The organism is Aporhodopirellula sallentina SM41 (assembly GCF_000346505.1).
GTDB lineage: Bacteria > Planctomycetota > Planctomycetia > Pirellulales > Pirellulaceae > Rhodopirellula > Rhodopirellula sallentina.
Window position 1 is genome coordinate 1 of the sequence record NZ_ANOH01000255.1, and the last position, 25,499, is coordinate 25,499.

Below are 25,499 nucleotides of genomic sequence, written 5' to 3' on the forward strand. Positions count from 1 at the left end.
CCGGTCGGATCATGGGCGATTGCCACTTACCATGCTCAACCGAAATCCGACGTAATAATTTGCGTTTGCGTTTCTGAAGTTGCTGGCGTACTTTGACGTTCACTCGAAACCCTCCGTTGAGTGAGTGGATTGAAGTTGTCGTAACCTCCAATACACACGCAAAACGCCGAGGGTTTTCGAGTTTCTCAACTATATCTAAAGCAGGTGATCGCTTGATTGAGGACTAGGTGGTCACTTTGGTTCGATCCGTTAAAATAAAAAGATGAACTGCGACCTAGACACCCCCATCCCCGATTGGATCATCGAGCATCCGGAAACGGCGAAAGTGTTCGACCGGTGGGGATTGGACACAAGCTGCGCGGGCAAGTCATTGCGTTACGTCTGCATTCACCAAGGCTTGAGTCCACAAGAAGTCTTCGAGCAACTCCTCGCGACCACCGAGACTTTTGCGCCCGTTGACCGTGACTGTCCGTAGTTCTATTCTTGGCAAAACCTGCGTCTATTCTACATATTTGAGGGCATCTGCGGAAGCTTTCAATTTGCCTAGCGGTCATTGCAGATCACGCGCGCTAGCAAATACGTCACACCAGCAAGCACGATGAAACTCACCACCCAAACCGACTATGCACTACGAACGCTCATGTTCTTGGCAACACGCGACACGCGTTCCAAGGTGGCGGACATCGCGAATCTGTTTGCCATTTCAACGAATCACGTTGCCAAAGTCGTCAACTTGCTAGCCCGGGCTGGCTACGTTCACAGCACTCGCGGCATCGGCGGTGGAATTGAACTTGCTCTCGATCCGGTAGACATTTCAGTTGGTGAAGTGATTCAGCTGATGGAAAGTGATACTCATCTGTTGTCGTGTGTGGGGACTGATGATTCATGTCTGATCCATTCGTTCTGCAAACTTAAGAAAGTGCTGTCGGAAGCCGAGCGTGTTCAGCAGGAGTACCTTCATGGCGTCACGCTTGCGGAAGTCATTCCGACTCGGCGGCAATTTAACCGCGTTGAGTCCGCTTAAACTTCTCCGATACGAAACGGGAGCGGTTGGTTCTCTGGCGAACCAGCGGAGCAGATCGGCCTCCATGCGATTCGGCGACAACTACATCACGCCGACGTAGACAGACACTTCGTTTGGCGATTTCGGATCGTGAATCTCGTAGTCTGCGATGTAGTTTCGATACAGCTCCATCTCCCAGATTTCCCGCCATTTGTCGATCACTGCGTCTGGCATCGCCCCAAACGCGCTGAACTCCGCGTAGTTGCCCACCGGCGTGTAGCGGATGGCAAACCCATCTTCAGCCGAGCAAACATCGAGGACTTCGCAGCCGAGAAAAAACGTGTAGGGCTGTGTGTGATCCCCTTCGTAGTCGCAGTACAAAGCGACCAAATTATCATCGAGACGTGACGGGCAATCTTCGGCAAGGTTCTCGGTGAGAAAACGATCCCAAACCGCACCGATCTGCCGAACCGGGTCACCATCAATGCGGGCTTCGATGCCGTACAAAGTTCGAGCGTATTGTTGGATGATGTTCATGCTTTTGACTCATGGGCTCTAAAACTCTGGCGGGCTGTTGATTTATTCGATTAACGGGCAGCCAAAGGCGACCTACTTGCCACTGCACGTCGCCTACGGCTACCGGTTAAACGAATACCGTTCAATGAAGCACCGGGTTGTGGCGTTTTCGTTTAACCGGTAGCCGTAGGCGACGCTTGACGCAACACAACCTACCCTTCGGGCACGGGTTAAACGAAAATTGAACGGTATTGCCGTTAAACGAAAACAGGTTGACTCTTGATTCAATCGACAAACCGTTGCGCTGCGGGCGAATCAACCAACCGCCTGTTGGCAACTTCCGTTGCAACGTTGCTAGGTGGCTACTTCACAGTTCTTGGCTAACTCTTCGACGCCGATTCGCTCGCAGTACTCCCCAAAGCTTTCGCCCGATCCGCGACTCTCTTTGAACTGGAAAAATACAGAGCGCAGAGTCGAGGCGATCTCGCTACGTGGCACTTGGTCTTTGTAGATTTCCGCCATGCGGTTTCCACGCAGGTTTCCGCCCAGGAAGATCGTGTAGCGTCCTTCGCCGGTCTTGCCGTCCATGCTGCGGCCGACCAATCCGACGTCCGAGTTGTACGGTCGCGCACATCCATTGGGACAGCCCGTCATGCGAATCGAAAACTGTTCGTCCGCCAATCCGAGGCCGCTCAGTTCCGCTTCGATGTCGTCGATCACGCCCGGCAACGCTCGTTCACTTTCGGTCACCGCTAAACCACAGGTCGGCAGCGCCGGGCATGCGAACGAAAACCGGCGTGCGTTACTAATTTGGTCCACCGTCACCACGCCGTGATCCGCCAGCACCTGCTGGATCGTTTCACGCTGGCTCGGCTCGATGTCGCACAACAAGATGTTTTGTTGGGCCGTTAATCGGCAATTCGTCACTAGATCGCTGAACAGCAAACGAAACGCCGTCTTGAGCCGCTGATCACCTTCGTCTTTCACTCGCCCGTTCTCGATCGGCAACCCCAAGAACCATTTTCCGTCGCCCTGCTCGTGCCAGCCCATGTGGTCGTCATGCCCGGTCACATCGTCGGGGCGCGGCGCGGGAAGGGGCCGTGGCAGGGTCCCATTGGGAACGCCGCAGATCGATTCGGCTTCGCTTAGGTATTCTTCGACCTTGCGCTTGAAGGCCGGCAAGCCCATGTTGTGGATCGTGTATTTCAACCGGGCCTGACTTCGATCGGCGCGATTGCCAAAGTCACGTTGCACCAAGATGATCGCCGTGATGATCGGCAACAGATGCTCGGTTTCCACGAACGTCAATCGCTTGGCTAGCGCCGGAAAGCAATTTTTCTTGCTCGGCGTTGTCCCCATCCCGCCACCCGCCAAGACATTAAAACCGATTAGCTTGTCGCCTTCGGTCACGCCTAGCAGTCCAACGTCATTATCGTAGATGTCGATACAGTTGTCGTCACACAGTGCCAACGCGATCTTGAATTTACGCGGCAGGTAAGCTTTGCCGTAGATTGGATCCGGCTCCGGCTCGGCCGGTGGACCAACGACTTGTTCTCTCTCGCCCGTGTCCGGGTCTTTGATCCAAATCTCATGGTACGCCGCCGTCTTGGGTCGGACGTGCACCGCGATCTCGTCGGCGAGTTGCTGCAACTGATCACGCAGACCATTCTGCCGAAGCGGTGCGGGGCAACAACACACGTTCCGCGTTACATCGCCACAAGCCGATTGAGTGGACAGTTTGATCTCGTTGATACGGTGAATCACATCCCACAGGTTGTTCTTGACGACGCCATGCAATTGGATGCTTTGCCGCGTCGTGATGCGAATCGTTCCGTTGCCGAGTTCATCGGCGATGTCGAGTTCACCCAAGAACTGCGCGGCGGTCATCTTGCCGCCGGGAATCCGGTTACGCACCATAAATGAATAGGCTTTTCCTAGTCCTTCTTTCCGCCGTGACTTCCGCAAGTCCCGATCATCTTGTTGATAGGTGCCATGAAATTTCAACAGTTTCGTTGTGGCATCGACAACGTGATCGGTCGTTTTGTCAGCCAACTCCGCCGTGATGCTTCCGCGTAGTCCGACACTGGCTTCCTTGATCAATTCAACCTTCGACTTCTTCGGTTCTTCTGTTGTCATCAATGACTATCCTGGACGCGGGTAAACGCAAAAATCCTAAACCTGTACTTTGCGTGCATGTTTTAAGCAGTCGTACAACCACCTGTCAAGAAAGCACACAAAATGTGGTGATCGAGGCGACGAGCAATCGGGACACGCTGTATAACTCGTGACCTCGTCCACGACGTCTGTTCATACATCCACGCTCTCCCGTAAGCGTCAGCGGTTTGTAACTCAGCCGTCCTGAATTCCGCTACTTCACCGACGAAGGGATATCCAAAGATCAGACCGAAGCGTATGCAACGCGAAAGGAAAAAACGATGAATTACGACTGGGATCGCGAACGATGAATGAATCGCAAAAGAAAATTGAGATTGCGCGAGTGTACGACCTACCTGATTCCGGAATACAATATCGCGTATTGGTCGACCGGCTTTGGCCGCGCGGGGTGAAGAAGGAGCCGTTGCAATTGGACCAATGGGCAAAGAACCTTGCACCGAGCGATGAACTGCGTCAGTGGTTCGGTCACGATCCCGATAAATGGGCAGAGTTCCGCAAACGGTTTCTCCATGAGTTGTCGGGGAAAAAGGACGACGCCTACGAGTTGCTGCAGGTCGCGGGCGAACGTTCAATCTTGCTGGTTTACGCAGCCAAAGACGAACAACACAACAACGCGGTCGTGCTGAAGGAATACCTCGGCAAACGGAAGCCATGACGGTTGTGGACGCCGCGCCGATGGTTGGCAGAAGTGCGAAACATCTACGCGATTGAAACGCGACCTGCCGGTTTCATGTTCGGTCGGCACTTCCGGGAAGTGTACAAACGCTGTCGCATATTGGATCGACGAGTTTTCCGGCTCAGCCCAACGACATTCACGGATCGGCCCACTCGTGCCGACATAAACATGCACCGTCACTGCATGTTTAAAATGCGTTCACGGTCGGCATGACGTCAATTTTGGTGGGAGAAGGCGGAGCAACTCAATGAAAATAGATGTTTACGACACCTATGCCACGGCTTTGGACGGCACGATCCTGCACTTCGATTCGCTCGTCCCTGCAGGAATGCGTCAAAACGAAGTAGAACAGCTCATTCACGACTTTGTGGGTGCGGACGATCCCGAAATCGAGATCGCACTCGACCGATGGAAGTCGTCGGGGCAGACGCCGATTGCCCCGGGTACGCTTGCGAAAGTCGAACGATGCGGCTTTGCCGTTGTTCCACTCAGAAGGATTGGACGAACTGCAGGATGAGGTACCGTTTTTTTACACCTCACGACGTCAAACACCAAACCAACTCTAAGTCTCGGTCTTGGAAAGACCGAGCTACGTGGGGTCACACTTCTAAAGCAACGACGACGCCAAATCGGCGAGTTCCGATCGTTCGCCCTTTTCGAGTGTGATGTGCGAGTAGATGGGTTGTCCGACCATGCGGTTGATCAGATAGCTAAGCCCGTTGGAGAGCGAATCCAAATAGGGATGGTCGATCTGGTGGATGTCGCCGGTGAAGATGATCTTGGTGCCTTCGCCGGCTCGTGTGATGATCGTTTTGATTTCGTGCGGCGTGAGGTTTTGGGCTTCGTCGACAATGAAAAACGTTCGCTGCAACGTTCGACCGCGGATGTACGCTAACGGCGTGATGACCAGCTTTTGCAGCTCCAGCATCTTGTTGATTCGCTGGGCTTCTTGCGAATTTTCATCAAACTGATGCCGAATCACCGTCAGGTTGTCAAACAACGGTTGCATGTAGGGGTCGAGTTTTGCCGAAACGTCACCGGGCAGATATCCGATGTCTCGGTTACTCAAAGGCACGATTGGTCGAGCGAGCAAGATTTGGCGATAGTCACTGCGGCATTGCAGCGCCGCGGCGAGAGCGAGCAGCGTCTTCCCGGTCCCCGCCTTTCCCGCGAGAGTGACCAGTTTCGTGTCCATGTCCATCAACGCATGCAGTGCAAACGACTGCTCCGCGTTTCGAGGCATAATGCCGTAGCACCGAGTTTTGTCGACGCGTTCGAATCGGTCCTCGTCGGAATTGAATCGAGCCAGCACCGACTTCGAACCGCTTCGCAAGATCAGGTTTTCGTTCGGTACGAGATCCTCGATCGGGCTGAGTTCTTCCGTCGGAACGTTCTGTCCGTTGGCGTAGAATCGTTCCATGTCAGTGTCGCTGATTTCTAACCGACGTTTGCCGGTATACAGTTTGTCGATACTCTCGACTTTGTCTCGCGTGTAGTCCTGAGCGACCAACCCGAACGCTTTGGCCTTCATTCGGATATTGGTGTCTTTCGACACCAGGATGACTTGCCGATCTGGATAGTTGTCTGTCTGCCGGAGCGCCGCAGCGAGGATACGGTGATCGGGAGAATCCGTCAGGAACGTGTTGTCGAGCCGAGGATCTTTGCTGTGTTGCCACTCGATCCGGACACTGCCGTTGCCTTGGCCGAGAGATGCGCCGATCTCGTTGAGAACGTCGCCGGTGAGATCATCAAGCGACCGCAAGAAAGCGCGAGCTTGGTAGTTGATATCGCTGTGCCCTTTCTTGAAGTCGTCCAACTCTTCCAGGACCGTGATGGGAATCACGATGTCATGTTCCTGGAACGAGTAAAGGCATTTCGAATCGTGGAGGATGACGTTGGTATCTAGAACAAAAACCTTTTTGGTCCGATCGACGTCGCTCAAATGATTGGCTCCGTTAGAGAAAAGACGAGTTGCCCCGCAGGTGGGCATCCTGATAGCAAGCACAAACAGGCGAATAGCAAGCAAACACAGGTTATCGGATCTCGCGGGTGGGCCGGTAACGCGACTCGTGAATATTGGATAAAGACAGCGGTACGATCACATAGGCATGCCATCAGCACAAAAAACGCGTTTGAGGTGTTTGCCCTCAAACGCGTTCGATGATTTTCGGTTGGTTGTCACGTCGCTCGATTCACGCTTACTCGTTTCCGAGGTCGCCGGTCACCGCGTCTTTTGCGGCGGACCCTAAATCAGAATCGCCACCGAACGAATCAGTATTGGTGTTCCCGTTTTGCTGGCCGCCGGCAGTCGTGCTCTGGCGGAGCATCTCTTCCGACGTTCCAGAATTAATGCTGCTGCCAGCGTTAGCGCCGCTATCGGCTTGGGCACGTGCGGTACCGCTATTGCGGTTGACCGCCGCGTCGACACCCGCGTCCGTGTCGGCATTGATGGACTGGTTGGCGTCCAACCCTACGTCATCCGGCCGAGCGTTTGGGGAGTTCTTGTTGGTCCGTGCATTTGGGTCCCAATCCTGTTCGGGCTGCGACGGATTGCTATCCGAGCCTTCGACACGTGGGGCATTGAACGACTCTTGCTGAGAGTCATATCCTCCGTAGCCAGCCTCGTAGCGTTCGTTCGAATGGCCCGTTCCCTGCGAATGAGCATCGGCATCGACGTGAACGTTGCCATCGAAGTAAACTCGCTCGCCGCCAACGCAGATAAACTCACGTCCGGATTCATCATGCATCAAGCGGTACGATTGTCCGGTGTGCGCGATCGGCTGCGACATGGCGTGCGGCATTGCTTGCGTGTGCACGCCCCCCGACGGATACCCAACTCCACCGGCGTGGTGGCTGCCGTGGTGGTAGCTGCTATAGGCCGCAGCATGACCGTAGACGTTCCCATTCGCGGAATACCTGCGCGTGCCGTTGACGACGGGAGCGTTCGGGCGAAGCACTCGCTGGGTTGTGTTTTGAACCCCGCGGGTGACACGTCCGACGCTGTTTTCAAGGGTGTTCTGGACCGTTCCGGTCGCGCGGCCGATCGCCTGCCCCGTCCGTCCGACCGCATCCACCGATCGTTGGATTGGGTTTCCGGGGATTCCCTGAGCGGTCACGGTGCCGCCGATAATCAATGTTGCGATGCAAGGGGCCAGGAATCTTTTATTCATAGTTGTCTCCATAGAGGGTGGGGAAGAAGCGTCTGCTGACTCGAAAAGAGTGTCTGAGGATTTGGGCAGACGCGCTCTGCAATGAGTCCAACTATCTGCAAGCAGCATGCCTAAGTGAGAACAATCGCAGAACTCTGTTCGCGTTTCGCGGCTCCAATGAGCGCTTCTTCGCGGCAATTCCTCACCGGGAACACCAGCCAGAGCGACTTGTCAACGACACGTCACAGCCCCACCTCGCTCGGCAAGTGGTCAAAAAAGTGTCACGTGTTCGATTATGCTGATCAACAGAAGCACAACCTGGGAATCGCGAGAACGATTTCCCGGATGCCACGATCGCAGTTGCCACTCCCTCGTAGGTGGTGCTCGGCCACATTCCGATGTTTGTGCCGGGTGAGATTTTGACAATCGCGCCGACGGTGATTGTGTATCAGCTCGCGACAGCAGATATTCGCACGTGCCTTCGGCGCTCGTCGAAGACGCGATGGAGTTTGCCTGACGACCGCAGCGCGGGAAGCATCTGTTCGGGCTGGACATTTTGGTGATGGATGACGACCGAGGAAGAACGCGTTTGTTTCGATTTGATTGCATGTTTGGATTGAGAACTCGGATTGGTTGTCGCGATCGCAACGCGTTGGTGCTGACCGCGTTGGCGTTCTGCCAATCCGTTCCGGCGATCGCGAGCGAAGCGGATGATGCGAAGACGCGGAACGTCATCGTTGTCTACTCTTACGGCGACGTTCTGCCTGCGAACGAGATCGTTGACCGGGTGCTGCGAGACAGGCTTCAGGTCAGCGGTCAGTATCGCGTGGACGTCTACAACGAGTATCTGGATATCGCACGTTTCCCGGGCGAAGCAAACCTGGAACGGACACGCTCGCTGCTCAAGGAGAAGTTCGCGGACAGAAAGGTTGATCTCGTCGTTGCGGGCGGCTCAGAAGCGTTGGACTTTTTGGTCGAGAGTCGCGATTCGTTGTTTGCCGACGTGCCTCTGATTTACACATGTGTGGGGCATCAGCGGATTGCAAGCGATCCTCGTTTGAATGAGATCCCCGGCATTCCGATCCGCTTGGAATTGATGCCCACGTTGGATCTGGCGATCGGGTTGCAGCCAAAAGCAAAACAATTGTTTGTCATCACCGGCGAGTCTCAACTGGACCGGAATTGGCGGAGTTCCACGGCCGAGCAATTGCGAGAATCGGGATACGATCAACGATTCGAGGTGACGTATCTGAGTGGTTTGCCGATGGACGAGTTGATCCGCCGTGTCCAGGTATTGCCTCGCGATGCCATCGTTTTGTTTTTGCTCTGCATGCAAGACGGCAACGGAGAGCATTTCTTTTCGCCTGATGTTGTCGAGCGATTGGCGGCCGTTTCTCCATCGCCTCTGTACGGCGTTTACAACACGTATCACGGACGAGGAATTGTTGGTGGCCACTTTGCGACGTTCGAGGGCTTGGCGAACAGCACTGCAAAGCTAGCGTTGCAAGTTCTGGATGGGAACCAAGATGCTGTGCCAGACGTTTCGCAGACGCTCGCTCTGAACCATCTCGATTGGCGTCAACTGCGACACTGGGGGCTGAACCAATCGCGTGTTCCCGAGGGCAGCGTCGTTGCGTTTCGTGAGTTGACCGCGTGGGAGCGTTACCCCGGACGGATCATCGCGGCGATCACGTTGATCTTGCTGCAGGCAGCACTGATCGCAGTGTTGTTGATTCAAATCCGTCGTCGGCGCAAAGCGGAACAGTTGCAGTTGGCCAGCCAAGAGACCAGCCGCCGGCAACGAGATGAATTGGCGAGGGTGAATCGCGTTGCGACCGTCGGCGAACTGTCCACGTCCATCGCTCATGAGGTGAACCAACCCTTGTCCGCAATCGTCAGTAACGCGCAAGCCGCAATCCGACTGCTGCAACAAACACCGCCTGATACCGACGAGGTCGCCGCGGCTCTGAAGGACATCGCGGGGGACGGGAATCGTGCCGCCGGCATTCTGAACCATGTCCGTTCGCTCGCCAAAAAGGAACACCCCACTCGTGAACTCGTCGATCTGAATGAGATCGTTCAGGACGTGCTCGAGCTGGTCGCCCCGGACGCGATCAGCCGCGGGATCACGATCGAAAAGGACCTCGACAACGATCTGCCACGCGTCGAAGGAGACAAGGTTGGGCTGCAGCAATTGATCCTCAATCTATTGATCAACGCAGCCCAAGCGATGGCAGAAACGCCACCGGACGCCAAGCAGGTGACTGTGCGGACAGGCCTCGACGACGGATCGGTTCACCTCAGCGTATGCGACCAAGGGATCGGGCTCGATGACGAATCGTTGCAGCAGGTTTTTCATCCATTCTTCACAACGCGGACCGGTGGGATCGGCATGGGGTTGTCGATCAGCCAGTCCATCGTCGAATCGCATCAAGGGCGAATTTGGGTTGCGAAGAACACAACTCGCGGGGTCACCTTTCACGTTCAACTGCCAGGCGTTTGCGAGTCCAAGGGATGATGCACCGATGTGCACACGCGTCGCCAGTAAGTGCAACTCCAACACAGGCAACACGTCAATCGGTCGCAGCCCGAGGGTGTTCGCGAGCCGACGCGTGACGATTAAGATGGCGGCATGCCCGAAACCCACGCCACCGTTTACATCGTTGACGACGACGAGTCCGTCCGAACTGCCAAGGCACGTTTGCTGAAGTCAGTCGGGCTGCGCGTGGAACTGTTCGGTTCGGCTCGTGATTTTCTCGATCACCAGCGTGCTGATGTCGCCGGTTGCTTGTTGCTCGACGTCCGCATGCCGGGACTGAGCGGGTTGGACATGCAAGAACGTTTGAAGGAGACCCAAGAGGACCTGCCGATCGTTTTCATGAGCGCCCACGGTGACATTCCGATGTCGGTCCGGGCGATGAAGGCGGGTGCCACTGATTTTTTGCCCAAACCCGTCGACGATCAAAAGTTGCTCGACGCGGTGGGACAGGCGATCGACCAAAATATCTTGGCACGACGTGGTAGCGGCGAGTTGGGGCACATCCGAACACGCTTGGAATCATTGACACAACGCGAACGCGAAGTCTTGTCATTGGTCGTCGAAGGGTTGCCCAATAAACAGATCGCCAGCCGCCTCGGCATCTCTCAGCCCACGGTCAAAAGCCATCGTCGCAATGTCATGGAAAAGATGGCAGCCTCTTCGATCGCCGAGTTGGCTCGGATGGTCGAGAAGTCAGCGCAGGCCTCATCGAAAGGATGATGCGAATCATCCCAAAGAATGATTTTGCCTGCGGGGAAGTGTCGCTACCGTATTCACCGTCGTAGTTCTATCCGGTTCGGAACGCTTCCTTGACGGACGCATTCCCGTGATCGGCCGAATGATCCGGGGCGGACTTACCAATCGATGCAACATCGCGCGACCATTGCCGTGATTGACAACGATGAGTCGATCCGCACTGCCTTGCGCCGTTTGTTGCAAACGAGTGGTTACAGCGTGGAAACGTTTGCGTCGGCGGATGAATTCTTGGACGCGGCGAGTTCCGAAAAACCAGATTGCTTGCTACTGGACATGCGACTCGGCGGGACAACGGGGTTGCAGTTGCAACAGATGCTGCTCGATGGCGAGCGGTTCATTCCAACGGTGTTCCTGACGTCCCAAGAAGATCATCTGTCGCGACACGCGGCGATGCAGGCGGGGGCGTTTGACGTGCTCCGCAAACCGATCGATGCCGAAGTGCTTCTCGATTCCATTCACAACGCGATTGAGCGTGCGTGACCACCATACATCGCCGGACGGAACCGGTTGAGATCACTGAAGGAACGAAACTTTTCTTAATTGACTGTTCGGGAGAACTGGAGTGTCTAAAGGTAAAAACACGATGGCGTTGACGCAGGCGGCGCTACTCGCTCTTTTCGGATTGGTGGCAACCGTGACAACGGCACGAGCCGCTGACAAACCCAACATTGTCGTGCTGATTTCAGACGACACCGGGTACGGCGACCTCGGCTGCTATGGCGGAGGTGCCGGCCGCGGGATGCCAACGCCCAACTTGGACCGGTTGGCAGATGAAGGCATGCAGTTCTGGTCGTTCTACGGCCAAGCGAGCTGCACGGCTGGCCGAGCCGCAATGATCACGGGTCGCTACCCGAACCGCAGCGGCATGACGACGGTCGCCTTCCAAGGCCAAGGCGGTGGTTTGCCGGCCGCGGAATGGACCTACGCATCGATCCTGAAGAAGGCCGGCTACAACACCTTCTTCGCCGGCAAGTGGCACTTGGGTGAAGACGACTACGCGATGCCAACCGCTCACGGTTTTGACGTGATGCGAAACGCGTTCCTGTATCACCTGAACGCCTACACGTACCCGCTGGAATCGTTCAACCCATCGATGGAACCGGAGCTTCGCGAAGCGTTCGCGAAGATCACCACTGGGATCCTCGACGGCGAAGCCGGCAAACCAGCTCGCGAAGTGGCCAAGGTCACCGATGACAACATCGCCGAAATCGATGTGATGACCACGAAGGCATCGATCGAGTATCTCGAGAAGTTTGCCAAGGAAGACAAACCGTTCCTGATGAGCATCAACTTTGCCAAGAACCACCAACCGAACCTTCCCGCCGAAGGCTACGAACTGAAGTCGCCTGCCAAGAGCAAGTACGGCGACTGCGTCGTTGAGCTGGACGACAACATCGGCAAGATCATGGACAAGATCCGTGAACTCGGCATCGATGACAACACGTTGGTGTTCTACACCGTCGACAATGGTGCGTGGCAAGACGTGCACCCCGACGCTGGATACACACCATTTCGCGGCAGCAAAGGAACCGCTCGCGAAGGCGGGCACCGCGTGCCGGCGATCGCTTGGTGGCCTGGCAAGATCAAACCTGGCACCGACTCGCATGAAATCGTCGGTGGCCTCGATATGCTCGCCACGTTCGCTTCGGTCGCCGGAGTGGAACTGCCCAAACAAGACCGCGAAGGCGAACCGATCGTCTTCGACAGCCAGGACATGACACCGCTTCTGACCGGCAAAACAGACAAGTGGACTCGCAACAAGTGGTACTACTTCACCGAATCCGATCTCTCACCCGATGCGATTCGCTTCGGCAAATGGAAGGCCGTCTTCAACCAGCGTGGTGACAACGGTGCCCAAGCCGGCAGCGACGCACCCGGGGCTGAATTGGGATGGCGTGGACCGCAGAAGTATGCAGCCACCGTCCCCGCGGTCTATGATTTATGGCAAGACCCCCAGGAGCGTTATGACTTGTTCATGAACAGCTTCACCGAGAAAACCTGGACGATGGTTCTGTTCAACAAAGCGACCAGCGAGTTGATGCAGACCTACGAGGAAAACCCACCGCGTAAGCTTCAAAGTGAAACGTACACCGGCCCCATGACGATCGAGCGGTTCCGCAAGGTCGACGAAATCAAATCGTTGCTGAAGAAGAAAGGCATCGATTTGAAAGAGCTGCAAGACTGATCACTTTTGCGAGGCGTGGCGGGGATGAATTCTCGCCACGCCTTTTTTCATGCGCACTCCTCTTTCGTCACGTTCCTCTCATCTCGACTCCTCTTTCAACGAAAACGCAATCATGAAAATCAATTGTTGTGCCTTCCTCGTCGCATCTGTCGCGGCGATGTTGACCAGTTCGTCAATCGCGGTGGCGGACGATCCACTTCCCTCGTGGAACGAGACAGCAACCAAGCAGTCGATTGTGGCTTTCGTCGAGAGGGTCACCCGGCCAGGTTCACCGGACTTTGTTCCTGCCGATGAACGGGTCGCCACGTTTGACAACGACGGCACGCTGTGGAGCGAACAGCCGTACTACTTCCAACTCGCGTTTGCGCTCGACCGGGTCAAAGCAATGGCACCGGATCACCCCGAGTGGAAAACCAAACAACCGTTTCAGGGTGTGTTGGAAGGCGACATGAAAGCAGTCATGGCTGGCGGCAAAAAGTCATTGATTGAGATCGTTGCCGCCACGCACGCGGGCATGACGGCGGACGAGTTTGAACAGATTGTCACCGAGTGGATCTCCACCGCGGAGCATCCCCAGACCGGGCGTCTGTACCAGGAAATGGTTTATCAGCCGATGTTGGAATTGCTCGCGTACTTGCGTGCCAATGATTTCAAAACCTTCATCGTTTCGGGCGGCGGCATCGAGTTCATGCGGCCATGGACGGAAGCGACCTACGGCATCCCGCCGGAACAGGTTGTCGGCAGCAGCATCCAGTCGCGCTACGAGGTACGCGATGGTAAACCGGTGATCGTTCGCTTGCCGGAAATTGATTTCATCGACGACAAAGAGGGCAAGCCAGTCGGCATCCACTCCCACATCGGCCGCCGTCCCATTTTCGCAGCCGGCAACTCCGACGGCGACTGGGCAATGCTGCAGTACACAACGATCGGCCGATCACCGAGTTTCGGTTTGATCGTGCATCACACCGACGCGGACCGAGAATGGGCATACGGTCGCGAATCGCACATCGGCCAACTCGACAAAGCCCTCGATGATGCCGAGCAGAAAGGCTGGACGGTGGTGGACATGAAGCAGGACTGGAAGGTCATCTATCCGGCGAAGTAATGGATCAGCGCGGACGAGTTGGATCGCAATCGGAAATCCCATCGCTGGACTCGCCAAGAGTTCAGACCACTTGCGTTTGCTGGAGGTCGTGCAGTTTTCTGGGAACACAATTAGTTGGGTTCCTACACAATTGTCTCTCCCAAAACGAAGGCTGGGGGGAGGTCGAGCGACGCCGTTCAGGCGTACGCAAGGGAGGGGCCGGGCATGGGAAGCGGCGCGGATTGCCCTCCTCCGAAAAGCTCGCTGAACGCTCGCTTTCCGCCCTCTCCCGCTGGGGTGTCGGTTGATTAAGGGCAGCATTTGGTAGTGGTCGAGGCAACGAGTTCCTTGCGTGGGGAAGGACTCGCCGCCTCGTCCACTACGGTTCAGGTCCTGGGCCAAGGATGCCTCGAAGAACGTCAGAAATAAAATCGACGTCCCGCGCGGGCGGGGTTCTCAAGGCGCTACTGGCACAGCACTTGAAAACTGCACGACCTCCTGCGTTCGGGAGGGTGAATTCCAACTTGCTTGCACGGCTCTCGTAATTCTCCGAAGTCATGCGACTTCGGCTACCTTTTGGGGCGAACTTCGTTAATTCGTTTGCTCGCTACGCGGCTTCGCTGTCGCTGGTGAGGCTGAGGCGGTTGTAGAGCGTTTTGAGGCTGACTCCGAGTTCTTCGGCGACAGCCTTCTTGTTTCCGTCGTGACGTTTCATGGCTCGGTCGATCGCGAGTTGCTCGAGTTCTTTGAGCGACATGGGGGCGTTGCCGATCAGGTCGTCGCGCAGTTTCCGGCGGGAGAACTGCGACGGTAAATGCTCAACACCAACCGGCAACGCGTCACAAAGAACCGATGCATGCTCGATCACGTTGGCGAGTTCGCGAACGTTGCCTGGCCATTGATGATTCTTCAGCTCCGCGATAGCTTCCTCGGTAAACAGTTGATCGTCCACGCCGTCGCTGCGGTGACGTCGCAGCAAGTGGCTGGCCAACGGGACGAGGTCATCGATTCGCTCACGCAGCGGAGGAATCCGCAGCTCGAACGTGTTGATACGGAACATCAAATCTTCGCGGAACGTTTGCTCGCCTACCATCGCTTCGAGGTCGCGGTGGGTCGCGCACACGATTCGCACATCGACGTGAAGGCTCTCGTTGTCTCCGAGCCGGCGAATGTCACCGGTCTCGAGCACACGTAGCAGCTTTGCTTGGACGGCCAACGGCAACTCACCGATCTCGTCAAGGAACAGCGTTCCGCCGCTGGCGACTTCGAAAAGGCCGACTCGTGTCGTGTCGGCGCCGGTGAACGCACCTTTGGTATGTCCAAACAATTCGCTCTCGATCAGGTTCTCAGGCAGAGCGCCACAATTAACCGCCACGAACGGCTTGTCGGCACGCAGACTCTGGTCGTGAATCGCGCGGGCGACGAGTTCTTTCCCGCAACCGGTTTCGCCTCGGACCAAAACGGTCGACTCCGTCGGGGCGACGCGACCGATCAGTTTTCGGACCGCGTCCATCGAAGAGTGATCGCCGATCAGATCGCTATGCCCTTCGGCACGTTTGAGTCGGTGCATCAACGCGGCGAGCAAACGTTTGCCTTCGCGGCGTTCGCTCACCCGGCCCAGCAACGTGGCGATGTCCGCCAATCGGGTCGGTTTGGTCAGATAGTCGAACGTTCCGTATTTGATCGCGTCGATGGCGGTTTCGGTCGATGGGTTCGCGGTCATGATGATCGCGTCGATCTCCGGCCGGATTTCACGTGCCTGTGCGATCACCTCGATGCCACTGAATCCAGGCATGTTCAGGTCGACCAACAAACAATCGATCCGTTCCCGCTTGATCGCTTCGACGGCCGTGATCCCATCGGGGCAAACCGTCACGCGGTAGCCCATTCGCGGCAATTCCTTCCGCATCAATTCCTGCAGTGGTTTCTCGTCGTCAGCGAACAGAATATGCATGCTCGACGAGTTCGGCTTGGCGGCGCCCTTGGCGGTTGATTTTCGTTTGTCTGACATGAGTCTGCTACTGAGTGGGTCTGCTACTGAGATTGTGGGAGGTCACCCATCGGTGTTTAAAAATCCCGGCGTGTCTTCATGCGTCCTAGGCCGCCTGCGGAGAGGCGTCTTGCCATTCTCGCTGTGGTTCGTTGCCCGAGACCGATTCGGTTGATTGTTGGTCGGCTGGCTGCTGGTTGCGTGCACGGATTGGTAAACGGAGTTCGAACTCCGACCCGCATCCTTCCCCTTCGCTGCGAGGAATTAACTGGCCACCGTGTTGCGACACGATGCGGTACGAGATGCTCAACCCGAGTCCGGTGCCGGTTCCGTCGCGTCGCCGCGTGTAGAACGGTTCGAACAGATGCTGCATCACGTCCGCGGTCATACCACAACCGGAATCACGCACCGTGATACTGGCAAAGTTCACGTCGTTTCGAACGACGATGTCCACCCGCCCGTCACTGTCGACGCTTTCCATCGCGTTGGTCACCAAGTTCAAAATGACTTGGCGAATTTCCTGCGAGTTCGCGTGAGCAAACACACCGTCCGACGCATCGACAGAGATCTTCTTGCACTTGTACTTGCCCAATGTTCCGATCATCTCGACGACGTCACTGACCAACGGTGCGATGTCGATACTTTCCCGATCGACGTGGCCGATGCGGCTGAAGCTCAACATCCGTTCGGTGATGGATTTGCAGCGGTAGGCTTCGCCTTGGATCCGTTGCAGGTTTTCCTGGACGGTTTCCATCAACTCTTCGTCGAGCAACCGTTCGTCGGCCGGGTACATCAACAAATCGTTGACGCGTGATTCCAACGCCTCGGCGCTCCACGCGATGGCGGCCATCGGGTTGTTGATCTCGTGTGCGAAACCTGCCGCAAGGAACCCGACCCCGGCCAACTGTTCGTTGCGGATCACTTCGCGTGAACGCACTTTGACCTCTTCGTCCTTCTCTTTGCAGATCTTCTGAATATGCAACATGCTGCGGCGGAAGCGGTCGGTCATCTGGTTGAGAATTTCGCCGAGTTCGCCGATCTCGTCTTCGCTGCCCATTTCGATACGGTGGCGGTATTGCCCGCGAGCCACCAAGCGGGCGCCCATCACCAGGTTGCTGAAAGGGCCGATGACCATCATTTGGAAATACCAGACCATCGCGCCGGTGATGGCCGTCGCGATCGCCAACGCGATCCACGCACCGGCGATTCCGGCCTGATGCTGCAATTTGACGTGGTCACTGAAGCTGGCCATTTGCCCGTGGATCAGACCGAGATGCTGCCGCGTTTGGCGGACCAAATCGCCGAGTTGGTCAGACAATTCGTTCGTACCGTTTTGAGCGTAAACGGCGACGGCCCGCGGATCCTGCCGCATTCTCTCGCAAAGACGGACACTGCGTCCGATCGCAACGACCGATTCGCGTTGCTCGCGGGTGTCGATCAGGGTCGATGACAGCCCACCGGAATCGGTCGGACCGGCCACTGATTCGACGAGGCTACATTCAGATTCGAGGAGGTCACATTCGCTCATCGAGCAATCCACGCCGATTGCGTCGGCATAGCGATTGAGCGTCAAAACCAGTTCGAGCATCGCCTGGTCAAAGTTCGCTCGCTCCATTTGCAGCCCCGTTTCGGCGAGAACCGACGAATCGATCATCCCCTCGCGCGACTTCATCAGGCAAATCCGCGTGTTGCTGTCGCGGGCCGCGGTGGCCCACTGGTTCAACTCGGTCGCGTGAGACAACTCCGTCGCGCGGACACTGATCGCATCGGCGAGCGTCCGATATCGATAAAACCCGAGCAGACCCACCACCGCCAACGAACCGATCGTGCAGGCAAGCGTGACGACGCCGAAGAACAACTTTGTGCGGATCGAATGTCGCTGCAGCAATCCACTGACGGGAGTGCCGCGTTTCCAAATCCCCGAGTCCGTGCTCGACTTTGACGCACCGTCCGCGGATGAAAACCGGGTGCCAGCGGCGTTGCCGCCCGAATTCGGATCGAACGATCCCCAAACGCTGGAGTAGTCGAGATTGCTCGCGTCGAGATCCATTTTGGCGTCGAAATCCATCGCTTCTCGGACGCCGAGGGGGCCGTCTGCACCGGCCGGAATCGACGGTTTGGCGGAGGACGACTGATTGCCGTCGTCGGCGGACCGATCCGGCTGAATTCCTGCCTCCGGTCGAACGCGTGAAACATCCCGCGTCGTGGGACCGCCAGCATGGCGAGAATCACCACTTTTGAAAAAGCGTATGCGTGAACGCAAGAAATCTCGAGAACTGCGCATCGCTCGGCCTCCCTGGCCCGTGACTCGCGTGAAACATCCATGTAACTCGAGCCTCCAGGGTATCGCCGGCCGCATATGGCATCAAGGTCGTTTCCGCGTTCAAATGCAACCGTTCTCGTCCGCCGATGGACGCCGGTTGAAACGGGCGGGAGACGCCTGGTTGAATCGGCTGCGTGTTTCGGCTGCGACATTTCATCGTCCCGATGCCGTCGAAGGAGGCGGCCCAGTGACGATCGCGGGGACGACTGGGGCGACGTTCGGCTCGTCGGTGTGAACCGGACTGCTCGAGGGCAGTTGATTTGGTGAAAAACCCCGCGGCGAACGATTGGCAGTTGGCCCGATGCGCAATCGCGTGGTTGGGTGTGATCCCTCGCTGGCGCAGCGAGCTGGTAAATCGATCGCCCCTCGACCGATTTTGATCTTTCGGCTTTCCGGTCGAGGTGATTTCGCGTTTGAAGAATCTCGGCAACCGGTCGATGCGGCGCGTCACAATCGATCGCGCGGCCGAAAATAGCGGGCAATTTGACGCGGAATGACCCCCGTACGATTGACCTAATCTTGTGATGCAAATACGCTTTCCGGCTAATTCCCGGTACTGAACCCGGCGCGAGTGAGCGCCTCCTGACGGCGAGAAGCTGTCGACCTGCGGTTTGGGCCGACTCGGATCCCAAATCATGAACCCCCACAGGGACATCTAGCGACGATGGCAAAGAAATCTGCAGCAGCCAAAATGGTTTATTACTTCGGTGCAAAGAAAACCGAAGGCAAGGGTCAATCGAAAGCACTCTTGGGCGGCAAAGGCCTCAACCTCGCCGAAATGACCTCCATCGGGCTGCCTGTGCCTCCTGGATTCACAATCACCACCGAAGTTTGTGGTGACTACTACAAGAGCGGCAAGAAACTCCCCAAAGGCTTGATGGACGAAGTTCACCAAGCGGTCGAGACCCTCGAAGGCGAACTCGGCAAGAACTTCGGCGACAACGACAACCCACTCCTGGTCAGCGTCCGCAGCGGTGCGGCCGTCTCGATGCCAGGGATGATGAACACGATTCTGAACCTCGGCCTTAATGACGAAGCCACCGAAGGCCTCGCCAAAGCGACCAAGAACGAACGGTTCGCATACGACGCGTATCGCCGACTGATCAACATGTACGGCGACGTCGTCATGGGGCTGCCTCACCACAGCTTCGAAGAAGCGTTCGACAAGATCAAGAAAAAATACAAAGTCACCGAAGACACCGAAGTGCCTGCCGAAGGCCTTCGCGAATTGTGCGAAGCCTACAAAGCGGTCTACAAGAAAGACGCCGGCGAAGACTTCCCCCAAGACCCGATCAAGCAATTGCAACTCGCGATCGAAGCTGTCTTCGGTTCGTGGAACGCCGATCGTGCGATCTCGTATCGCCGTATCGAAGCCGCCAAGGGTAACTCGGAAATCGCAAACCTGATCGGTACCGCGGTTAACGTCCAAGCCATGGTTTATGGAAACATGGGCGATGACTCGGGAACGGGCGTCGGTTTCACCCGCGACCCGAACACCGGACAGAACAAGTTCTACGGCGAGTTCCTCGTTAACGCACAAGGCGAAGACGTTGTGGCCGGTATCCGTACTCCACAACCCGTTTCGCAAATGGGCAAGTGGGACAAGGCCGCTCACAAAGAGTTGATGGAAATCAAGAAGACGCTCGAGTCGCATTACAAAGAAATGCAAGACATCGAGTTCACCATCGAGAAGGGCAAACTCTTCATGCTGCAAACCCGTACCGGGAAACGGAACGGTATCGCTGCTGTGAAGATCGCCTGCGACATGGTCAAAGAAGGTCTGATCACCGAGAAAGAAGCTGTCCTCCGCGTACCACCGTCGGACCTGACGCACTGCCTGTTGCCTTCGTTCAAACCGACCGCTCGCAACGCCGCCGACGTTCTGTGCCGCGGCCTGAACGCATCGCCCGGTGCAGCCGTTGGTAAACTGGCCTTCACCGCACCGGAAGCTCGTGAGCGTCACGAAGCCGGCGAAGAGGTCATCCTCGTTCGTCGCGAAACCAGCCCCGAAGACGTCGAAGGCATGTCCGCCGCGTGCGGAATCCTGACCAGCACCGGTGGTGCGACCAGCCACGCTGCTGTGGTCGCCCGCGGTTGGGGTAAGTGCTGTGTTGCCGGTGCCGGCGACATTCATATCAATGAAAAAGCCAAGAAGATTACCGTCACCAACGCGGAAGGCAAAACTCGCACCTTCACCGCCAAGGACACCATCAGCCTCGACGGCACGACCGGTGAAGTCATGGCGGGCGAAGTCGAAACTCAAGAGCCGAAACTCTCGGGTGACTTCGCAACGTTGATGAAATGGGCCGACAAGTATCGCACGCTGAAGATTCGCACCAACGCCGATTCGCCTGCCGACAGCAAGCGTGCCCGCGACTTCGGTGCCGAAGGCATCGGCCTGTGCCGTACCGAGCACATGTTCTTCGAAGCCGACCGTATCATCCACATGCGTTCGATGATTCTCGCCGACACCGAAGACGATCGTCGTGCGGCGTTGAAGAAGTTGCTGCCGTTCCAACGCAAAGACTTCGAAGGCATCTTCAAAGCGATGAAGGGATGCCCGGTTACCGTTCGTTTGCTCGACCCACCGTTGCACGAGTTCTTGCCACACGACGCCGCGTCGCAAAAACAAATGGCGGAAGAACTCGGCGTCAAACCGGCCGAGATTAAGAAACGCAGCCAAGCTCTACACGAAGCCAACCCGATGCTCGGTCACCGCGGTTGCCGTCTGAGCATCACCTACCCTGAAATCCTCGAAATGCAGGTTCAGGCGATCGTCGAAGCCGCGATTTCGTGTGCGAAGAAGAAGATCGACGCTCACCCAGAAATCATGATCCCGCTCGTCGGTACCTCGGCTGAACTTCGCATCCTTCGCGAGAAGGTCGAAGCCACGATCGAGAAGACCACGACCGCGAAGAAGTTCGAAGGTGACTTGGACATCCTCATCGGTACGATGATCGAAATCCCACGTGCTTGCTTGACCGCAGACGCAGTCGCCGAGTACGCCGACTTCTTCAGCTTCGGCACAAACGACTTGACCCAAATGACGTTCGGCTACAGCCGTGACGACGTTGGTGGGTTCCTGCCCGATTACATCGAGCACAAGATCGTTCCTGTCGACCCGTTCCAATCGCTCGACCAAACCGGTGTCGGCCAACTGGTCGAAATGGGTGTCGAGAAGGGTCGCAGCACCAAGGGCAAACTGAAGATCGGTATCTGTGGCGAACACGGCGGTGACCCCGCGTCGGTCGCGTTCTGCAACAAGGCCGGACTCGACTACGTTTCGTGCAGCCCGTTCCGCGTGCCAATCGCCCGCCTCGCTGCTGCTCAAGCCGCATTGAACCAAAAGTAGTCTTTCGACTGAGCCTCCTTCGAGGTTTTTAACGATTTCACGACAGGCCCTCCTCGCGCGTTCGCGCGGGGAGGGTTTTGCGTTAATCTATCCGCCGTGAATTCGTGGTCCCGATCACAGGTCGCGGCCATGGCAACTTTCAACCCTCCTGCGAAGCCCACGTCCCATGTCCGATATTCACGCACAATACAACGACGTCGAAAAACTGATCGACGATGAGAAATTCGACGAAGCCGCTGAGGCTCTCGAAAAGATCCTCGCCGAAGACGAAACCTTCGTCCTCGCGCACCTCGCGTTGGCCCGCGTTTACACCAAAACCGGTGACCACGAAAAGGCAGTCAAACACGGCGAACGAGTCTGCGAACTCGAACCCGAAGACCCGTTTAACTTCACCGCGATGAGCGTCACGTATCAAAAGGCATGGGCCGGCACCCAAGACCAGGAATACATCCGCAAAGCCGAAGACGCGATGGCACGAGCCCAACAACTCAACGCACTCTAGAACCTTCCGAAAACCAATCAGCCGATCGGCATTCGCCGCGGCTGCGTGAAAGTAGCCACAGCAAGTGGTGCGTCACGATCAAGATGCAGGGCTCAAGACCGTAGCGAAAGTCGCCAAGACTTTCGGTGACCCACGACCCGTCCCGAAACTCCCAGCGAATTTCGGTACCCTGACACTAGTACTTCATGTCAACTTGATTTTCGGGTAGTGGACGAGGCGACGAGTCCTTGATGCGCAAGTCGCGCAAGGGGATTCCTTGCGTCATCCACTACGATTCCACCCGAAAGCCACGCTGCAGTGGAATACTAGCCTTTGACGTACCACTAAAGCATGTTCAAAAAAACGTATCCGATATCGCCAGACTTCGGTGACCTGAACTCTGGCGACATCCAGCTAAGGGGATCGGACACGTCACATTTCGAATTGCCCCCAGCGCCGATCGATTCGCGCGTTTTCGGGTGTCCATTTTATTCACCAAACCGTCTTTCAACCTTTCTCGTCGCGACGTGGTTGCCATGAAGCCTTACCCATTGCAATTCAAACCCGTTCTCAAACAAACGATTTGGGGCGGACGCCTGCTCGGAGAACGACTCGGCAAACCGATCGGTGACGAATCCGACTACGCCGAGAGTTGGGAAGTGGTCGACCACGGCGTCGACCAGAGCGTCGTGACGTCCGGTCACCTCGAAGGAAAAACGCTCAAGGACCTCCTCACCGAGCACAACGAATGGTTGATGGGAGATGCCGCCAACGACCATTTCCCGTTGCTGTTGAAATATCTCGACTGCAATCGAGTGCTTTCGGTTCAGGTGCACCCGACCGATGAATACGGTGCAACCATGCCTGTCCCCGATCTCGGCAAGACCGAGGCTTGGTACATCGTTGACGCAAAACCCGGCTCGGTCATCTACGCCGGGCTGAAGAAGGGCGTTGACGCGTCCGCGCTGCGTGCCGCAGTCGAAGAAGGACGCGCCGAAGAGGTCCTGCACCAATTCGAAGCCAAACCCGGGGATTGCGTTTTCATCCCCGCCGGAACGGTCCACGCGATCGGCGCCGGTTTGCTCGTTGCAGAAATCCAGCAGTCGAGCGACACGACATTCCGGCTCTACGACTGGAACCGAACCGACGCGAGCGGCAAAGGCAGAGAGCTGCACATCGAACAAAGCATCGAAGTGACCGACTTCGAACGCGGCCCGGTCGCCCCCATCCGCGCCGACGAATCAGCAGACGGCTGGCAAACGCTCGTCGAATGCGACAAATTCCGTTTGCGAGCAATCAGCAACGGCAGCGACACCGTAGGCGGTGACAACCGATTCCACATCATCACCGTCCCACAAGGCAAAGCCACCCTCGTCACCGACTCCGAACGAATCAACCTCACCGCCGGCAACTCAATCCTCCTCCCCGCCGCACATGACGCGGTCACACTCGAATTAGAAAATGATTCGCTAGTGTTGACGATGACTTAAAGAAACCGCGTCGAGTTCGCTGGCGTTCGCCGCCACCGCCACCTTTGCCCGCGATCGATCTACGTCGTTTCTTCAATCGCACGTCACTTCTTCAAACGTCCATTGCGATTGGCGATTCGCAGGGTGTTGTCTTGCAGATTGATCGCCAATCGGATCCCTTCCGAGGCGGCGAAGAGGGTTCCCACTAACGCGACGGACGCAAAGATCACCGGCACGGCGAACTCGCTGAACGCGATCAGATCCGGCAGCAAACCCTCCTCCGCACGGATGATCACTGCGAACAGTCGGAAGAACAAATACGGGAACACCGTTGCGATGATGACATACCCAAACAGCCGATAAAGTCGCTGCATTGCCTCGAGAGTCGGGTAATGCCTCTCGCTTGGGTAAAGGCCACTCGATTGGTTGTACCGGTCGCGAGTTTGCTCCTGACGGAATGAATCGTCCGCAACAGAACTCTGTTCCGGCGGATCGATTCGGATCCCATCGAGAGGCGAGGCTGTCGCGAGCGAATCGGCCGACACGGCTTCGGTGATCGTCTCGTGCGCTTGATATCGAGTCGGTTCGACGGGTGGTTTGAGTTTGATGTCGCCGTCGAGGGCAGCCCCCCAGTGCGAATCCGACATTGTTCCGTCCGGCGTCGAGTTTGCGTCATCGAAGGACATCTCACGTGATTCGTCTTCCCCAGTGCCCGATGTTGAGTCAGGATTTACCGAGCCAATCTGTGTGGGATCGTGGTCGGCCGACTCCGTCGGACTTGAGCGGAGTTTCGTCGGAAGGCTCGTATTCACTCGGTTGACATGCCCGCAATGGGTGCACGTGACGTACTTCTTTCCTTCACGCGATCCTTCGCCCGACACGGCGGAGAACTTGAGCTGTTTGCGGCATTCACTGCAGTAGCGAGTGCGGCCAACGGCATCGGACGATGAGATCGCGGTCATGAATAGTTTGCAGTGATCCTAGATTCGCATCGTGATACCGAGCACGCGTCGAACCTCAGACGGGCTCGTGACACCTTCACGGACCAATTCCGTCGCCCGATGCCATAGTGATTTCATTCCGCTGTCGACCGCGAGGCGATAAATCGCGCGGGAATCTTTTGTTGTCAGGATTTCATCCGCGAGGCTGGCGTCTTTCAGGCTCAAAAACTCGCTCGTCAGGACACGACCGCGGTATCCCGTTTGATGACACACTTGGCAACCGGTCGGGATGCGACACCAATCGATCGGCAGACCATGAAAGTGTTCACCTTCGCGTGTTTCAACTGCACAGTCGCACAAAACCCTTAGCAGACGTTGGCTAACGATTCCGATCACTCCACTGCGGAGCAGATACGGTTCGATACCCATGTCGATCAACCGACTGATCGCAGTCGCAGTGCTGTCGGCATGAAAAGTGGTCAGCATCAGTTGTCCAGTCAGACAAGCCTGAATCGCGATTTCGGCGGTGAGTTTATCGCGGATCTCGCCGATCATGATCACTTCGGGGTCCTGACGAAGAAGCGATCGCAAACCGCAATGCAGGTCAAACCCGGCGGCGTTATTGACTTGGCTTTGCGCGACACCTTCGACCGGCACCTCAATCGGATCCTCGATCGACAGCAGGCTTCGGTTGCCGCCCGTCGTGCGGACGAGGTGTCTCATCGCCGAATAGAGTGTTGTGGATTTACCGCTGCCCGCCGGTCCGGTAATTAACATCGCTCCACTGGTTTCGGCGAGCGTATCTTTGAGCGACTGGGTGACCTCGTCAGTGTGGCCGAGTTCGTCGAGCGTCCCGGCAC

20 protein-coding genes are annotated in these 25,499 nt (G+C 56.6%); 12 read left to right on the forward strand and 8 right to left on the reverse strand.

Annotation, left to right across the window (positions count from 1 at the left end; genetic code table 11):
- Window positions 1-262 precede the first annotated feature (262 nt).
- Together RSSM_RS16795 and RSSM_RS16800 are read left to right on the forward strand one after the other, a co-directional pair.
- Entirely contained in the window at window positions 263-475 is a 213-nt protein-coding gene (locus RSSM_RS16795) for a hypothetical protein (RefSeq protein WP_008681271.1), read from the forward strand.
- Window positions 476-598: 123 nt separating this feature from the next.
- A complete protein-coding gene (locus RSSM_RS16800; protein WP_008681272.1) occupies window positions 599-1,024 on the forward strand; it encodes an RrF2 family transcriptional regulator in 426 nt (141 codons plus the stop codon).
- An 81-nt stretch (window positions 1,025-1,105) separates the two neighbouring features.
- On the opposite strand, the gene RSSM_RS16805 is transcribed toward RSSM_RS16800, so the two are convergent.
- Together RSSM_RS16805 and RSSM_RS16810 are read right to left on the reverse strand one after the other, a co-directional pair.
- Entirely contained in the window at window positions 1,106-1,540 is a 435-nt protein-coding gene (locus RSSM_RS16805; RefSeq protein WP_008681273.1) for a GyrI-like domain-containing protein, read from the reverse strand.
- A gap of 333 nt (window positions 1,541-1,873) precedes the next feature.
- Window positions 1,874-3,655, reverse strand: a complete 1,782-nt coding sequence (locus RSSM_RS16810) for an NADPH-dependent assimilatory sulfite reductase hemoprotein subunit (protein WP_008681274.1) — start codon at window positions 3,653-3,655, stop codon at window positions 1,874-1,876.
- Window positions 3,656-3,980: 325 nt separating this feature from the next.
- On the opposite strand from RSSM_RS16810, the gene RSSM_RS16815 reads away from it, so the two are divergent.
- The gene (locus tag RSSM_RS16815) at window positions 3,981-4,349 is read left to right on the forward strand and encodes a DUF488 domain-containing protein (RefSeq protein ID WP_008681275.1); all 369 of its coding nucleotides are present in this window, start codon (window positions 3,981-3,983) and stop codon (window positions 4,347-4,349) included.
- Between the two features lie 268 nt (window positions 4,350-4,617).
- A complete protein-coding gene (locus RSSM_RS16820; protein WP_008681276.1) occupies window positions 4,618-4,887 on the forward strand; it encodes a DUF2024 family protein in 270 nt (89 codons plus the stop codon).
- A gap of 90 nt (window positions 4,888-4,977) precedes the next feature.
- On the opposite strand, the gene RSSM_RS16825 is transcribed toward RSSM_RS16820, so the two are convergent.
- Together RSSM_RS16825 and RSSM_RS16830 are read right to left on the reverse strand one after the other, a co-directional pair.
- Window positions 4,978-6,360, reverse strand: a complete 1,383-nt coding sequence (locus RSSM_RS16825; RefSeq protein ID WP_144059892.1) for a PhoH family protein — start codon at window positions 6,358-6,360, stop codon at window positions 4,978-4,980.
- A 208-nt stretch (window positions 6,361-6,568) separates the two neighbouring features.
- A complete protein-coding gene (locus RSSM_RS16830) occupies window positions 6,569-7,540 on the reverse strand; it encodes a hypothetical protein (RefSeq protein WP_144059890.1) in 972 nt (323 codons plus the stop codon).
- Window positions 7,541-8,126: 586 nt separating this feature from the next.
- Here RSSM_RS16830 and RSSM_RS16840 point away from each other — a divergent pair.
- The 5 genes from RSSM_RS16840 to RSSM_RS16860 all read left to right on the forward strand — a co-directional run bounded on the left by RSSM_RS16840 (window position 8,127) and on the right by RSSM_RS16860 (window position 14,104).
- On the forward strand, window positions 8,127-10,037 hold the full coding sequence (locus RSSM_RS16840; RefSeq protein ID WP_144059891.1) for an ATP-binding protein: 1,911 nt from the start codon (window positions 8,127-8,129) through the stop codon (window positions 10,035-10,037).
- 114 nt (window positions 10,038-10,151) lie between these two features.
- A complete protein-coding gene (locus tag RSSM_RS16845) occupies window positions 10,152-10,778 on the forward strand; it encodes a response regulator transcription factor (RefSeq protein ID WP_008681282.1) in 627 nt (208 codons plus the stop codon).
- A gap of 144 nt (window positions 10,779-10,922) precedes the next feature.
- Window positions 10,923-11,294 carry a response regulator transcription factor gene (locus RSSM_RS16850; RefSeq protein WP_008681283.1) on the forward strand — a complete coding sequence of 124 codons (372 nt, stop codon included), beginning with the start codon at window positions 10,923-10,925 and terminating at the stop codon, window positions 11,292-11,294.
- A gap of 82 nt (window positions 11,295-11,376) precedes the next feature.
- A complete protein-coding gene (locus RSSM_RS16855; protein ID WP_236621201.1) occupies window positions 11,377-12,999 on the forward strand; it encodes an arylsulfatase in 1,623 nt (540 codons plus the stop codon).
- Window positions 13,000-13,111: 112 nt separating this feature from the next.
- Complete coding sequence (locus tag RSSM_RS16860; RefSeq protein ID WP_044302824.1) at window positions 13,112-14,104, forward strand: HAD family hydrolase; 993 nt, start codon at window positions 13,112-13,114, stop codon at window positions 14,102-14,104.
- A gap of 586 nt (window positions 14,105-14,690) precedes the next feature.
- On the opposite strand, the gene RSSM_RS16865 is transcribed toward RSSM_RS16860, so the two are convergent.
- Window positions 14,691-16,037 (reverse strand): sigma-54-dependent transcriptional regulator, encoded by a 1,347-nt coding sequence (locus tag RSSM_RS16865; RefSeq protein ID WP_044302825.1) that lies wholly within the window; start codon window positions 16,035-16,037, stop codon window positions 14,691-14,693.
- Between the two features lie 142 nt (window positions 16,038-16,179).
- Complete coding sequence (locus RSSM_RS16870) at window positions 16,180-18,357, reverse strand: sensor histidine kinase (RefSeq protein WP_008681287.1); 2,178 nt, start codon at window positions 18,355-18,357, stop codon at window positions 16,180-16,182.
- Between the two features lie 703 nt (window positions 18,358-19,060).
- On the opposite strand from RSSM_RS16870, the gene ppdK reads away from it, so the two are divergent.
- The 3 genes from ppdK (at window position 19,061) to RSSM_RS16890 (ending at window position 23,719) form a co-directional block, all read left to right on the forward strand.
- Entirely contained in the window at window positions 19,061-21,748 is a 2,688-nt protein-coding gene (gene ppdK, locus RSSM_RS16875; protein WP_008681289.1) for a pyruvate, phosphate dikinase, read from the forward strand.
- 166 nt (window positions 21,749-21,914) lie between these two features.
- Complete coding sequence (locus tag RSSM_RS16880) at window positions 21,915-22,250, forward strand: tetratricopeptide repeat protein (RefSeq protein ID WP_008681290.1); 336 nt, start codon at window positions 21,915-21,917, stop codon at window positions 22,248-22,250.
- 515 nt (window positions 22,251-22,765) lie between these two features.
- Window positions 22,766-23,719, forward strand: a complete 954-nt coding sequence (locus tag RSSM_RS16890) for a type I phosphomannose isomerase catalytic subunit (protein WP_044302820.1) — start codon at window positions 22,766-22,768, stop codon at window positions 23,717-23,719.
- A gap of 83 nt (window positions 23,720-23,802) precedes the next feature.
- Here the strand turns inward: RSSM_RS16890 and RSSM_RS31760 are convergent, their stop codons facing one another.
- Together RSSM_RS31760 and RSSM_RS16900 are read right to left on the reverse strand one after the other, a co-directional pair.
- The gene (locus tag RSSM_RS31760) at window positions 23,803-24,660 is read right to left on the reverse strand and encodes a hypothetical protein (RefSeq protein ID WP_008681292.1); all 858 of its coding nucleotides are present in this window, start codon (window positions 24,658-24,660) and stop codon (window positions 23,803-23,805) included.
- Between the two features lie 18 nt (window positions 24,661-24,678).
- On the reverse strand, window positions 24,679-25,499 hold an 821-nt coding region (locus tag RSSM_RS16900), incomplete at its 5' end, for a GspE/PulE family protein (protein ID WP_044302821.1).

What these genes read in the sequence shown, in the direction of transcription:
- RSSM_RS16845 (WP_008681282.1), top strand. Translation starts at nt 10,152, where the DNA reads ATGCCCGAAACCCACGCCACCGTTTACATCGTTGACGACGACGAGTCC.
- RSSM_RS16880 (WP_008681290.1), top strand. Translation starts at nt 21,915, where the DNA reads ATGTCCGATATTCACGCACAATACAACGACGTCGAAAAACTGATCGAC.
- RSSM_RS16800 (WP_008681272.1), top strand. Translation starts at nt 599, where the DNA reads ATGAAACTCACCACCCAAACCGACTATGCACTACGAACGCTCATGTTC.
- RSSM_RS16795 (WP_008681271.1), top strand. Translation starts at nt 263, where the DNA reads ATGAACTGCGACCTAGACACCCCCATCCCCGATTGGATCATCGAGCAT.
- RSSM_RS31760 (WP_008681292.1), bottom strand. Translation starts at nt 24,660, where the DNA reads ATGACCGCGATCTCATCGTCCGATGCCGTTGGCCGCACTCGCTACTGC.
- RSSM_RS16840 (WP_144059891.1), top strand. Translation starts at nt 8,127, where the DNA reads ATGTTTGGATTGAGAACTCGGATTGGTTGTCGCGATCGCAACGCGTTG.
- RSSM_RS16830 (WP_144059890.1), bottom strand. Translation starts at nt 7,540, where the DNA reads ATGAATAAAAGATTCCTGGCCCCTTGCATCGCAACATTGATTATCGGC.
- RSSM_RS16850 (WP_008681283.1), top strand. Translation starts at nt 10,923, where the DNA reads ATGCAACATCGCGCGACCATTGCCGTGATTGACAACGATGAGTCGATC.
- RSSM_RS16860 (WP_044302824.1), top strand. Translation starts at nt 13,112, where the DNA reads ATGAAAATCAATTGTTGTGCCTTCCTCGTCGCATCTGTCGCGGCGATG.
- RSSM_RS16815 (WP_008681275.1), top strand. Translation starts at nt 3,981, where the DNA reads ATGAATGAATCGCAAAAGAAAATTGAGATTGCGCGAGTGTACGACCTA.
- RSSM_RS16825 (WP_144059892.1), bottom strand. Translation starts at nt 6,360, where the DNA reads ATGCCCACCTGCGGGGCAACTCGTCTTTTCTCTAACGGAGCCAATCAT.
- ppdK (WP_008681289.1), top strand. Translation starts at nt 19,061, where the DNA reads ATGGCAAAGAAATCTGCAGCAGCCAAAATGGTTTATTACTTCGGTGCA.
- RSSM_RS16805 (WP_008681273.1), bottom strand. Translation starts at nt 1,540, where the DNA reads ATGAACATCATCCAACAATACGCTCGAACTTTGTACGGCATCGAAGCC.
- RSSM_RS16865 (WP_044302825.1), bottom strand. Translation starts at nt 16,037, where the DNA reads ATGCATATTCTGTTCGCTGACGACGAGAAACCACTGCAGGAATTGATG.
- RSSM_RS16870 (WP_008681287.1), bottom strand. Translation starts at nt 18,357, where the DNA reads ATGCGCAGTTCTCGAGATTTCTTGCGTTCACGCATACGCTTTTTCAAA.
- RSSM_RS16890 (WP_044302820.1), top strand. Translation starts at nt 22,766, where the DNA reads ATGAAGCCTTACCCATTGCAATTCAAACCCGTTCTCAAACAAACGATT.
- RSSM_RS16820 (WP_008681276.1), top strand. Translation starts at nt 4,618, where the DNA reads ATGAAAATAGATGTTTACGACACCTATGCCACGGCTTTGGACGGCACG.
- RSSM_RS16810 (WP_008681274.1), bottom strand. Translation starts at nt 3,655, where the DNA reads ATGACAACAGAAGAACCGAAGAAGTCGAAGGTTGAATTGATCAAGGAA.